Source organism: Streptomyces niveiscabiei (assembly GCF_001419795.1).
Taxonomy (GTDB): Bacteria; Actinomycetota; Actinomycetes; order Streptomycetales; family Streptomycetaceae; genus Streptomyces; species Streptomyces niveiscabiei.
On sequence record NZ_LIRL01000426.1, the window covers coordinates 311 to 12,706 of the forward strand.

Annotated in this window: 10 protein-coding genes; 9 read left to right on the top strand and 1 reads right to left on the bottom strand. The window is 69.1% G+C overall.

The window, feature by feature from the left end; translation table 11 throughout:
- Window positions 1-734, top strand: a 734-nt coding sequence (gene clpX / locus AOK24_RS20800; RefSeq protein WP_240554035.1) for an ATP-dependent Clp protease ATP-binding subunit ClpX, incomplete at its 5' end; no start/stop codon positions are given.
- A 70-nt stretch (window positions 735-804) separates the two neighbouring features.
- Here the strand turns inward: clpX and AOK24_RS20805 are convergent.
- Window positions 805-1,791 carry a hypothetical protein gene (locus tag AOK24_RS20805; RefSeq protein ID WP_055721571.1) on the bottom strand — a complete coding sequence of 329 codons (987 nt, stop codon included), beginning with the start codon at window positions 1,789-1,791 and terminating at the stop codon, window positions 805-807.
- Window positions 1,792-1,927: 136 nt separating this feature from the next.
- Between AOK24_RS20805 and AOK24_RS20810 the strand changes: the two genes are divergently transcribed.
- The 8 genes from AOK24_RS20810 to mrdA form a co-directional block, all read left to right on the top strand.
- Window positions 1,928-4,549 (top strand): valine--tRNA ligase, encoded by a 2,622-nt coding sequence (locus AOK24_RS20810; RefSeq protein ID WP_055721572.1) that lies wholly within the window; start codon window positions 1,928-1,930, stop codon window positions 4,547-4,549.
- 207 nt (window positions 4,550-4,756) lie between these two features.
- Window positions 4,757-6,244, top strand: coding sequence for a bifunctional tetrahydrofolate synthase/dihydrofolate synthase (gene folC, locus AOK24_RS20815; RefSeq protein WP_055721573.1), 1,488 nt, complete (start codon window positions 4,757-4,759; stop codon window positions 6,242-6,244).
- A 3-nt stretch (window positions 6,245-6,247) separates the two neighbouring features.
- Window positions 6,248-6,604: a DUF4233 domain-containing protein gene (locus AOK24_RS20820; RefSeq protein ID WP_055721574.1), complete on the top strand. Its 357-nt coding sequence runs from the start codon at window positions 6,248-6,250 to the stop codon at window positions 6,602-6,604.
- Between the two features lie 63 nt (window positions 6,605-6,667).
- Window positions 6,668-7,081 carry a nucleoside-diphosphate kinase gene (ndk, locus tag AOK24_RS20825; protein WP_055721575.1) on the top strand — a complete coding sequence of 138 codons (414 nt, stop codon included), beginning with the start codon at window positions 6,668-6,670 and terminating at the stop codon, window positions 7,079-7,081.
- Between the two features lie 332 nt (window positions 7,082-7,413).
- Window positions 7,414-8,433, top strand: coding sequence for a rod shape-determining protein (locus AOK24_RS20830; protein ID WP_055721576.1), 1,020 nt, complete (start codon window positions 7,414-7,416; stop codon window positions 8,431-8,433).
- 136 nt (window positions 8,434-8,569) lie between these two features.
- Complete coding sequence (mreC, locus tag AOK24_RS20835; RefSeq protein WP_055721577.1) at window positions 8,570-9,523, top strand: rod shape-determining protein MreC; 954 nt, start codon at window positions 8,570-8,572, stop codon at window positions 9,521-9,523.
- A gap of 14 nt (window positions 9,524-9,537) precedes the next feature.
- Window positions 9,538-10,212 carry a rod shape-determining protein MreD gene (gene mreD / locus AOK24_RS20840; protein WP_055721578.1) on the top strand — a complete coding sequence of 225 codons (675 nt, stop codon included), beginning with the start codon at window positions 9,538-9,540 and terminating at the stop codon, window positions 10,210-10,212.
- 148 nt (window positions 10,213-10,360) lie between these two features.
- The coding region (gene mrdA / locus AOK24_RS20845) for a penicillin-binding protein 2 (RefSeq protein ID WP_055721579.1) at window positions 10,361-12,396 on the top strand (2,036 nt) is incomplete at its 3' end.

The window sequence follows — 12,396 nt, forward strand, 5'->3', positions numbered from 1 at the left end:
TCGACGAGATCGACAAGGTCGCCCGCAAGAGCGAGAACCCGTCGATCACCCGTGACGTGAGCGGCGAGGGCGTGCAGCAGGCCCTGCTGAAGATCCTGGAGGGCACGACCGCGTCGGTGCCCCCGCAGGGCGGCCGTAAACACCCGCACCAGGAGTTCATCCAGATCGACACGACGAACGTCCTGTTCATCGTGGGCGGCGCCTTCGCCGGGCTGGAGAAGATCATCGAGGCCCGCGCGGGCGCGAAGGGCATCGGCTTCGGCGCGACGATCCGCTCCAAGCGCGAACTCCAGTCGAAGGACCAGTTCGAGGAGGTCATGCCCGAGGACCTCGTCAAGTTCGGCATGATCCCCGAGTTCATCGGCCGCCTCCCCGTCATCACCTCGGTCCACAACCTGGACCGCGAGGCCCTCCTCCAGATCCTCATCGAGCCCCGCAACGCCCTGGTCAAGCAGTACCAGCGCCTCTTCGAACTCGACGGCGTGGAGCTGGACTTCGAGCGCGAGGCCCTCGAAGCCATCGCCGACCAGGCGATCCTGCGCCAGACCGGCGCCCGCGGCCTGCGCGCCATCATGGAGGAAGTCCTCCAGGGCGTGATGTACGAGGTCCCGTCCCGCAAGGACGTGGCACGTGTCGTCATCACCGCCGACGTCGTCCTCTCCAACGTCAACCCGACGCTGATCCCGCGCGATTCACGCGGCGGCCGGGGGCCGGGGGAGCAGAAGTCCGCGTAGAACCCGGACAGTTACGTGGATGAGGGGCCCGGAATCGATTCCGGGCCCCTCATCCACGTACGGAACACCCTCAGAGTTTGACGCGAACTTCCTTGCGCAGCTTGCCGGTTATGTCCACGGCGGTCGCCTTGTCGATGCTCTTCGTGTTGTCGCCGGGGGAGACCATGCCGACCGTGCTGTAGTCGGACCAGACGCAGAACCAGTCCGTGGAGACCTTCTTCGTCAGGGCGTTGACGCTCGACGCGGCCTGGCACTTGGCGACCGCGCCGTCGATGTCGGCCTGCTCCGGCTGCCCTTCGAGGGTCGTCTTGGAGGCGCCGCCGGACGACGTGCCGCCCGCCTCGATCTTCTTGTTGTTCGCGTCGATCTGCGCGGTGATCGCGAGGAAGTACTTGTCGAGGGTCGCCTGGGGGTCGGCTATCTCGCCGTACCCGCCGAGCAGTGTCACCCCGCGCGCGGTCAACAGCTCGGCCCGGGACGGGAGATCGGACGGGTCGGGGTTCTTCGGGTCGTAGTCGCCGAAGTCGGCCGTCGACCACTGCCCGAGGACCGCCTTGCCGCCCTTGACGCCGCTGGTCTGGAGGTACTTGACGGTCTCCGCGTCGGACGTCTCGCCGCCCTTGCCGACCCGCTTGTACTCGGAGACGACCGTCGCCGGGGTGTCGAGCCGGTGCGCGCCGTCGTTCTCCAGCCCGCCGCTGCCGCTCTCCCCCTGCGTCACGACGTACGCGCCGACCGCGAGGGCCACGACGACCGCGGCGACCCCGACGATCAGCCCGGCGCGCTTCTTCTTCCCGGCGGGGGCGGGGGGTTGCTGCATCGGCGGAGCGCCGTAGGGAGGCTGCTGCCCGTACGGCGGCTGCTGGCCGTAGGCCACCTGCCCCATCGGCTGGGTGGGCTGGCTGTAGGGGTTGGGCTGCGGCGGCACACCGCCACCCTGGGGGTACCCGTAGCCGGGCTGCGGCGCCTGCGGCTGGCCGTACGGGCCCGGCTGGCCGCCGTACGGACCGGACTGCTGCGGCGGACCGCCGTACGGACCCGGCTGGTTGTTGCTCATTCTGGGTACCCCTCCAGATGCTTTTATGTGCTCCTGACATCCTGGCTCAGGCGCGGGGAACTCCCGGCATCGGGGTGCGTCCCGTTACAGAACAATCGAGTTCTGGACAGTCCCGCGACCCCTTTAAACTGGCGGCGTGACCGAGAACTCTCAGCAGCACACAGCGCCCGCCACCGACCTGCCGACCCAGTACGCGCCGGCCGAGGTAGAGGGGCCGCTGTACGAGCGCTGGGTGGAGCGGGGCTACTTCGAGGCGCACGCGGACAGCGAGAAGCCGCCGTACACGATCGTCATCCCCCCGCCGAACGTCACCGGCTCCCTGCACCTGGGCCACGCCTTCCAGCACACGCTGATGGACGCGCTCACCCGCCGCAAGCGCATGCAGGGCTTCGAGTCCCTGTGGCTGCCCGGCATGGACCACGCGGGCATCGCCACCCAGAACAAGGTCGAGCAGCAGCTCGCCGAGGAGGGCAAGTCCCGCCACGACCTCGGGCGCGAGGAGTTCACCGCGCGCGTGTGGCAGTGGAAGGACGAGTACGGCGGCAAGATCCTCGGCCAGATGCGCCGCCTCGGCGACGGCGTCGACTGGTCCCGCGAGCGCTTCACCATGGACGAGGGCCTCTCCAAGGCCGTCCAGACCATCTTCAAGCGCCTCTACGACGACGAGCTGATCTACCGCGCCGAGCGCATCATCAACTGGTGCCCGCGCTGCCTCACCGCCATCTCGGACATCGAGGTCGAGTACCAGGAGGACGCCGGCGAGCTGGTCTCCATCCGGTACGGCGAGGGCGAGGACAGCCTCGTCGTCGCGACGACCCGCGCGGAGACGATGCTCGGGGACACGGCCGTCGCCGTCCACCCCGACGACGAGCGGTACAAGCACCTCGTCGGCAAGCGCATCAAGCTCCCGCTGACCGACCGCACGATCCCGGTCGTCGCCGACACCCACGTCGACCCCGAGTTCGGCACCGGCGCCGTCAAGGTGACCCCGGCGCACGACCCGAACGACTTCGAGATCGGCCGCCGGCACGACCTGCCGAACCTGACGGTCATGGACGAGCGCGGCGTGATCACCGTCCACGGCCCCTTCCTCGGCCTCGACCGCTTCGAGGCGCGCTCCGCCGTCGTCGGCGCGCTCAAGGAACAGGGGCGGATCGTCGCCGAGAAGCGGCCGTACATGCACTCCGTGGGCCACTGCTCGCGCTGCAAGACGACCGTCGAACCCCGGCTGTCCATGCAGTGGTGGGTCAAGGTCGCGCCGCTCGCCAAGGCCGCCGGTGACGCCGTCCGGGACGGGCGCGTCGCCATCCACCCCGAGGACATGTCGAAGCGGTACTTCGACTGGGTCGACAACATGCACGACTGGTGCATCTCGCGCCAGCTGTGGTGGGGCCACCGCATCCCGATCTGGTACGGCCCCGACGGCGAGGTCGTCTGCGTGGGCCCCGACGAGCAGCCGCCCACGGGCGAGGGCTGGACCCAGGACGCCGACGTCCTCGACACCTGGTTCTCCTCCGGCCTGTGGCCCTTCTCCACCCTCGGCTGGCCCGAGAAGACGCCCGACCTGGAGAAGTTCTACTCGACCGATGTCCTGCTCACCGGCCACGACATCATCTTCTTCTGGGTCGCCCGGATGATGATGTTCGGCCTCTACGCGATGGACGGCGAGGTCCCCTTCAAGACCATCGCCCTGACCGGCCTCGTCCGCGACGAGTTCGGCAAGAAGATGTCCAAGTCCAACCCCAACGCCGTCGACCCCCTGGTCTGGATGGACAAGTACGGCTCCGACGCCGTCCGCTTCACCCTCGCCAAGGGCGCCAACCCCGGCGCGGACGTGCCGATCGGCGAGGACTGGGTCCAGGCGTCCCGCAACTTCACCAACAAGGTGTGGAACGCGACCCGGTTCGCCCTCATGAACGGCGCGACGGTCGAAGGCGAACTCCCGCCGGTCGACCAGCTGTCGGCCACCGACCGCTGGATCCTCTCCCGCCTCAACAAGACCGTCGCCGAAGTCGACGCCTTCTACGACGACTTCCAGTTCGCCAAGCTCAGCGAGGCCCTCTACCACTTCGCGTGGGACGAGGTCTTCGACTGGTACGTCGAACTGTCCAAGCCGACGTTCTTCGCGGGCGGCGACCAGGCGAAGGTCTCGGCGCGCGTCCTGGGCGAGGTCCTGGACGTCATGCTGCGCATCCTGCACCCCGTCATCCCCTTCGTCACCGACACCCTGTGGACGACGCTGACGGGCGGCGAAACGCTGGTCACGGCATCCTGGCCCACCGACTCGGGCTTCCGCGACGACGCCGCCGAGCAGGAGATCGCCCTCGTCCAGCAGGTCGTCACCGAAGTCCGCCGCTTCCGCAAGGAGCAGGGCCTCAAGGACGGCCAGAAGGTCCCGGCCCGCCTCACCCTGGACGGCACCCCCCTCTCCGCCCACGAGGCCGCCATCCGCCAACTCCTCCGACTCCAGCCGGAAACAGAAGAGTTCGCGGCAACGGCGACGCTGCCCGTGGCCGGCGCCTCGGTCGCCCTCGACCTCTCCGGCACGATCGACGTCGAGGCGGAGCGCAAGCGCCTCACGAAGGACCTGGGCGCGGCCGAGAAGGAGAAGTCCGACGCCGAGAAGAAGCTCGGCAACGAGGCGTTCCTCGCGAAGGCCCCGGACCAGGTGGTCGACAAGATCAAGGCCCGCCTGACCAAGGCGGAGGCGGACATCGCACGGATCACGACCCAGCTGGAGAACCTGCCGCAGGCGTAAGCAAGGCAGAGGGCCCCGGTACTACGAAAGTACCGGGGCCTTTCTGATGCCGGGCGACTCGCGGTCTTTTAGGGGCGCGGGGCTGTGTCAATTTGCGGCTACCGCCGCGTGGGCGCGACCAGCCACGACGCACCCCGCACCAGCCGTTCTCGCTGTACCCCCCACTCCTTGGGCGCACTGTCACACCTCGTCCGTAGACTGGCTCACGTGACACAAAGCGACCCGTTCGACGAGATCATCGCCGCCGAGACCGACCGAGACCCCGACCTCGCGGTCATCGAGGCGGGGAGCCGGACGTTGCGTACCCAGGGGGGCCAGCCGGAGGGCGACGACGTGCCCGGTCGTCCCGCCGACCCCGAGGTCGACAAGGCGCTGCGCGGCGTCGAGGCGGAGCTGGCGACCCGCTGGGGCGAGACGAAGCTGGAGCCGTCGGTCAAGAGGATCGCCGCGCTGATGGACGTCCTGGGGGAGCCCCAGAACGCGTACCCGTCGATCCACATCACGGGCACGAACGGCAAGACGTCCACGGCGAGGATGATCGAGTCGCTGCTCGGCGCGTTCGAGCTGCGGACGGGCCGGTACACCTCCCCGCACGTCCAGTCGATCACCGAGCGCATCAGCCTGGACGGCGCCCCCATGTCGGCGGAGCGGTTCGTCGAGACGTACGAGGACATCAAGCCGTACGTGGAGATGGTGGACGCGAAGGAGCAGTACCGCCTGTCCTTCTTCGAGGTGATGACGGGCATGGCGTACGCGGCGTTCGCTGACGCGCCGGTCGACGTCGCGGTCGTCGAGGTCGGCATGGGCGGCACATGGGACGCGACGAACGTGATCGACGCGGACGTCGCGGTGATCACCCCCATCTCCCTGGACCACACGGACCGCCTCGGCTCGACCCCGGCGCAGATCGCGGGCGAGAAGGGCGGCGTCATCAAGCAGGACGCGACGGTGATCCTGGCCCAGCAGCCGGTGGACGCGGCGCAGGTCCTGCTGAAGCGCGCGGTCGAGGTGGACGCGACGGTCGCGCGCGAGGGCCTGGAGTTCGGCGTCGTGGAGCGGCAGGTCGCGGTGGGCGGCCAGCTGATGACGCTGCGCGGGCTCGGCGGCGAGTACCCCGAGGTCTTCGTCCCGCTGCACGGCGCGCACCAGGCGCACAACGCGGCGGTCGCGCTCGCCGCGGTGGAGGCGTTCTTCGGCGTCGGCGCGGCCCGCGCGGAGCCCCTGGACATCGAGGTCGTCCGCAAGGCGTTCGCGAAGGTCACGTCCCCCGGCCGCCTGGAGGTCGTCCGCCGCTCCCCGACGGTCGTCCTGGACGCCGCGCACAACCCTGCGGGCGCGCGCGTGACCGCGGACGCGATCAGCGAGGTCTTCGACTTCAGCAAGCTGATCGGCGTGGTCGGCGCGGCCGGCGACAAGGACGTACGGGGCCTGCTGGAGGCGTTCGAGCCGATCTTCGCGGAGATCGTGGTCACGCAGAACTCGACGGCGCGCGCGATGGACGCGGATGCGCTCGCCGCTGTTGCCGTGGAGATCTTCGGCGAGGACAGGGTCCAGGTCGAGCCCCGTCTCCCCGACGCCCTGGAGACCGCGATCACCCTGGCCGAGGAGGACGGCGAGTTCTCCGGCGCGGGCGTCCTGGTCACCGGTTCGGTCATCACGGTGGGCGAGGCCCGCCTGCTCCTGGGAAGGCGCTGAGGGATGCGCACGCTCTGTTCGTCGACGCTGGTGGGCGAATTCTTCTTGATCGGTTTCGCCGGCTTGGTCGCGATGAAGGACCCGGACCTGTCGATGGGCACGGTCTGGACGGTTTGCGGGACGCTGATGTTCCTGAGCGTCCTGCTGTGCGGCCTGGTCACCCGCCCCGGCGGTGTCGCCCTCGGCTGGGGGCTCCAGCTCGCCCTGATCGTCTCCGGCGTCTTCGTCCCGCTGATGTTCTTCATGGGCGCGGTCTTCGCGGCCCTGTGGGGCGCGTCGGTGCACTACGGCCGCAAGGTCGACGAGGCGAGGGCGAGGTTCGCCGCGCAGGCGGCCTCCACTACACCTGACGCTGCGTGACGGCGGTGCCGACACGCCCTGTAGCCTCGTGACACCGCACATCAGCAGCGAAGGAGCCCTTCAGTGAGCCAGCGCACCCTCGTCCTCCTCAAGCCCGACGCCGTTCGTCGTGGCCTGACCGGCGAGATCATCGGCCGTATCGAGCGCAAGGCGGACTGGCGGATCACCGCGCTGGAGCTGCGGACGCTGGACCGGGCGATCCTGGAGCAGCACTACGCGGAGCACGTGGGCCGGCCGTTCTACGAGCCGCTGGTCGAGTTCATGGCGTCCGGTCCGGTCGTCGCGCTGATCGTCGAGGGCGAGCGGGTCATCGAGGGCGTGCGCCAGCTGGCCGGTCCGACGGACCCGATCGCCGCCGCGCCCGGCTCGATCCGGGGCGACTTCGGGGTCATCGTCCGGGAGAACCTGATCCACGCCTCGGACTCGGAGGAGTCGGCGGAACGCGAGGTCAAGCTGTTCTTCCCGGGCCGCGCCTGACCTTCGTACAACGGCGTCCATGAACACTTCAGGAGTTTTCGTGGACGTTTCTGACACCGGGTCAGATCGTCTGTTCGTCAGCCTGAGGGCGGCCGTACATTTTCGGCCGTCCTTCGGCATATGCGGTGCCGATCGGGGGAACGCGTGCCCCCGATGGACCGTCTCCACAAGCGAGGCGGGTCGGCACGTGCTGACAATGGCGAAGACCCTCGCGCGGTGTCCGTGAAGGCGCGTCTACGATGTAAGCCTTCACGTCACCGCACCCACTTCGCCGTCCTGAAAAGCCCTCAAAAGCTCGTGGGAAGGCCAGACGAATCCTGATGGGGAACTCAATGTCGTTCATCGGCCGTGACATGGCTGTCGACCTCGGGACCGCCAACACGCTGGTGTACGTCAGGGGTCGCGGGATCGTCCTCAACGAGCCGTCCGTGGTCGCGATCAACACCAACACCGGTGGGATCCTCGCGGTCGGCGCCGAGGCGAAGAAGATGATCGGCCGCACCCCCGGCAACATCGTCGCCGTACGTCCGCTCAAGGACGGCGTGATCGCCGACTTCGAGATCACCGAGCGGATGCTGCGCTACTTCATCCTGAAGATCCACAAGCGCCGCTACCTCGCCCGCCCCCGCGTCGTCGTGTGCGTGCCCAGCGGCATCACCGGCGTCGAGCGCCGCGCCGTCATCGAGGCGTCGACGCAGGCCGGCGCCCGCCAGGTGCACATCATCGAGGAGCCCATGGCCGCGGCCATCGGCTCGGGCCTGCCGGTCCACGAGGCCACGGGCAACATGGTCGTCGACATCGGCGGCGGCACCACCGAGGTCGCGGTCATCTCCCTCGGCGGCATCGTCACCGCCCAGTCCATCCGCGTCGCCGGCGACGAGCTGGACAACGCGATCATCCAGCACATCAAGAAGGAGTACTCCCTCCTCCTCGGTGAGCGCACCGCCGAGCAGATCAAGATCACGATCGGTTCGGCGTACGACCTCGACGACGACGAGCACACCGAGATCCGCGGCCGTGACCTCGTCTCCGGCCTGCCCAAGACGGTCGTCATCTCGGCCGCCGAGGTCCGCAAGGCGATCGAGGAACCCGTCAACGCGATCGTCGACGCGGTGAAGACGACCCTCGACAAGTGCCCGCCCGAGCTGTCCGGCGACATCATGGACCGCGGCATCGTCCTCACCGGCGGCGGCGCCCTGCTGCGCGGCCTCGACGAGCGGCTGCGCCGTGAGACCGGCATGCCGATCCACATCGCCGAGGACCCGCTGGACAGTGTCGCGCTCGGCTCCGGCAAGTGCGTCGAGGAGTTCGAGGCGCTCCAGCAGGTGCTGGACGCCGCGCCGCGCAGATGACGTGACACGTCGATTCCGCCGTACGAGACGATCTCCTCTCGTGCGGCGGATCGTTGGTATAGAGGCATAAGCTTCCCCAGTTCCCCCCATTCCCGTAATTCCCGCAATTCCTATGAGGAAGGCACGGCCGCCGCACGTGAGGGACACACGAGAGAGCCGGCTGCTCCTGGTACTGCTGGTCGCCGTCTCGTTCGCGCTGATCACGGTCGACATCAGGGGAGGTGAGGACTCTCCGGTCGACGGCGCCCGGCAGGCCGCCGCGACGGTCTTCGGACCCATCGAGAACGGCGTCGCCTCGGCCGTCGACCCCGTCGGCAACGCGGTCTCCGCCGTACGCGACTCCGGCAAGCGCCACGACCGGCTCGCCGCCCTGGAGAAGGAGAACGCGGCCCTCAAGGCGAAGCTCGGCAGCGACGACCGCAACCGCAGCCGCCTCGGCCAGCTCGACCGGATGCTGAAGATCGCCGGCGAGGGCCAGTACGGCATCAAGGGCGCACAGGTCATCGCCATAGGGGCGGCCCAGGGCTTCTCCTGGACGATCACCATCGACGTCGGCGCCAGCGACGGCATCCAGCGCGACATGACCGTCCTCAACGGGGACGGCCTCGTCGGCCGCGTCACGACCGTCGGCCCCAACGCGTCGACCGTGCTCCTCGCCAACGACCCCGACTTCACGGTCGGTACGCGCATGGAGGCGTCCGACGAACTCGGGTTCGCGTCCGGGCAGGGCGACCGGCCGCTGCGCGTCGAACTGCTCAACGGCAAGGCCGAGGTGAAGAAGGGCGACCGGCTGGTCACCTTCGGCTCCCAGGCCGACAAGCCGTTCGTACCGGGCGTACCGGTCGGCATCGTGTCCCGCGTCGACCCCTCCGGGGGCGACCTGACGCGGACGCTGTACGTCACGCCGTACGTCAGCTTCACCAAGCTGGACATCGTGGGGGTGGTCGTCGAGGCGCCGAAGAAGGACCCGCGCGACACGGTCCTGCCGGCCAAGCCGAAGCCCGTGCCCACGCCGACGGTCACCGTCACGGTGACACCGGGAGCCGCGGCACCGGACCAGGGCCGGACCAACGACCAGCAAGAGCAGTAGGAGCTGAAACCCCCATGCGCGTCAACCGCATCCTGCTCTCCACGACCCTCGTCGTCGTGGCCCTCGTCGTCCAGGTCAGCGTCCTGGCCCGGCTCCACCTCCCCGGCGCCGTCCCCGACCTGCTGCTCCTCACGGTCCTCGGCCTCGCGATGGTCTACGGCCACACCAGCGGCGCCCTCATCGGCTTCGGCGCGGGTCTCCTCGCGGACCTCGCGCCACCCGCCGACCACGCCGCCGGACGGTACGCCCTCGTCCTCAGCGTCATCGGGTACGCGGCCGGGCTGATCAAACCGGAGACCGGCCGGCTGAAGTCGGCCACCGCTCCGATGCTGGTCGTCGTCGCCGCCGCGATCGGCTCGACGCTGCTGTACGCCGCCGTCGGAGCGCTCGTCGGCGACACCTCCGCCCGGCACGTCGGGATCGGGGGGCTGCTGTTCAGCGCCGCTCTGTACGACCTGCTGCTCGCGCCGTTCGTCGTGCCCGCCGTGATGTTCCTGGCCCGGCGCGCCGACAACGACCCGCTGGCCGAGGCGAGTTCGGCGTCCAAGGCGCGGGACGTGTCCGCCGGGTGGCTGTCCTCCGGGACCGGGCTGCGGATCGGGGGGCAGCGGGGGAGCGGGCTGAAGATGAAGGCGGCGAAGAGGTCGGCCGCGCGCACGGGCCGGATCAAAGGGGTGAAGCGGCTGTGAGGGTGGGGGAGTCGAGCGGGGCTGAGATTTCTGGGCGGAATTCACCCGCAGGGGTGAACGCGGGCGGAACGCGGGCGGGTGGCCCGGCCGTTCATGAGGCGTACGGACATTCGATTCACGGCGTGGCAGGCGTTGGGAGGGGGCGGCAGTGACGAACATCCCGGAGACCGGGCGGACGCCCAGGGTGCAGACGCGGCTCGTGGTGATCCAGATCCTCGTCCTCTCCCTGCTCGCGACGCTCGGCGGGCGCCTGTGGTACCTCCAGATCCGGGAGGGCGACGAGTACGCGAAGGAAGCGTCCGGCAACCACGTCCAGCAGGTCGTGCAGCCGGCGGTGCGCGGCTCGATCCTGGACGCGCGGGGCGTGCCCCTCGCCGACAACGAGACCCGGCTCGTGGTCTCCGCGTCGCGCACCGACCTGCTCAAGCAGAAGGACGACGGCAAGGCGGTCCTCGCCAAACTCGCGGGCGTGCTCGGTATGACGCCCGAGGAGGTCCAGCAGAAGGTCCGCCTCTGCGACGCCCAGACCCCCCAGCCCTGCTGGAACGGCTCGCCCTACCAGCCGATCCCGATCACCGACGAGGCCACCGCCAAGCAGGCCCTCCAGATCCGCGAGCGCGCCGAGGACTTCCCCGGCATCACCGCCGAACCGGAAGCGGTCCGCCGCTACCCCGGCCCCGGAAAGTCCAACACCGCGCAGGTCCTCGGCTACCTCTCGCCGGTCACGGACGACGAGATCCAGCAGGCCAAGGACAGCGACTCGCCGTACCTGCGCTCCGACCAGGTCGGCAGGTCGGGCCTGGAGCGGGAGTACGACAAGGAACTGCGCGGCAAGGCGGGCGTCACGCGCTACGAGGTCGACAACCTCGGCCGCGTCATCGGCCAGGCCGAGGCGACCCCGGCGCAGCCCGGCGACAACCTCGTCACCAGCATCGACGCCCGGGTCCAGCGGGTCGCGGAGTACGAGCTGAACGACGCGATGAAGGAAGCCCGCAAGCAGTGGGACCGCAACACCAATGAGCGCTACAAGGCGGACTCCGGCGCCGTCGTCGTGATGGAGGCCAAGACCGGCCGCATCGTCGCGATGGCCTCGAACCCGACGTACGACCCGAACGCGTGGGTCGGCGGGATCTCCGCCAAGGACTACCAGGCGCTCACCGGCAAGGACTCCAACTACCCGCTGCTCAACAGGGCCATACAGGGTCAGTCGGCACCGGGCTCCACCTTCAAGGTGATCTCCACGGCGGCGGCGGTGGAGGCGGGCTACGACTTCAACGGCCGCTACCCGTGCACGAGTTCGTACTCGGTGGGCGGGCAGGTCTTCAAGAACTTCGAGTCGGAGAACTTCGGCCCGATCAGCCTCGGCCGCGCCCTCGAAGTCTCCTGCGACACCGTCTTCTACGGCCTGGCGCACCGGGAGTGGCAGAAGGACGGCGGCATCAAGCCGAAGAACCCCAACGACTACTTCTTCAAGGCGGCCCACCAGTTCGGCCTCGGCAAGGAGACCGGCATCGACCTCCCCAACGAGGTCACCGGCCGCGTCCCCGACCGCCAGTGGAAGCAGAGCTACTGGAAGGCCAACAAGGACGCCTGGTGCAAGCAGGGCAAGAAGGGCGGCTCGTACGTCGAGCAGATCGCGTACGAGAACTGCCTCGAAGGCAACCAGATGCGCGCCGGTGACGAGATCAACTACTCCATCGGACAGGGCGACACCCTCGTCACGCCGATCCAGATGGCCACGATCTACGCGGCGATCTCCAACGGCGGCACCCTCTGGAACCCGACCGTGGGCAAGGCCGTCATCAGCCCCGACGGCAAGACGACCACCGAGATCAAGCCCCAGTCCCACGGCAAGCTGCCCATAAGCAAGACCACCCTCGCCCACATGGACGAGGCCCTCGCCGGCGTCGCCACCGAAGGCACCGCCGCCTGGCGCTTCGCCCAGGTCGGCTGGCCCCAGGCGAAGATCCCGATGCACGCGAAGACGGGTACCGCCGAGGTCTACGGCAAGCAGACGACGTCCTGGTTCGCGACGTACACCAAGGACTACGCGATCGTGATGACGATCTCCCAGGGCGGCACCGGCTCCGGCGCGTCCGGCCCGGCGGTCCGCAACATCTACGACGCGTTGTACGGCGTCTCCGACGACGGCACCATCACCCCCAAGAACGCCCTCCTCCCCAC

Bases quoted from the DNA above. Each gene is read 5' to 3' on its own strand.
- AOK24_RS20805 (WP_055721571.1), bottom strand. From the start codon at position 1,791: ATGAGCAACAACCAGCCGGGTCCGTACGGCGGTCCGCCGCAGCAGTCC.
- AOK24_RS20820 (WP_055721574.1), top strand. From the start codon at position 6,248: ATGCGCACGCTCTGTTCGTCGACGCTGGTGGGCGAATTCTTCTTGATC.
- AOK24_RS20830 (WP_055721576.1), top strand. From the start codon at position 7,414: ATGTCGTTCATCGGCCGTGACATGGCTGTCGACCTCGGGACCGCCAAC.
- mreD (WP_055721578.1), top strand. From the start codon at position 9,538: ATGCGCGTCAACCGCATCCTGCTCTCCACGACCCTCGTCGTCGTGGCC.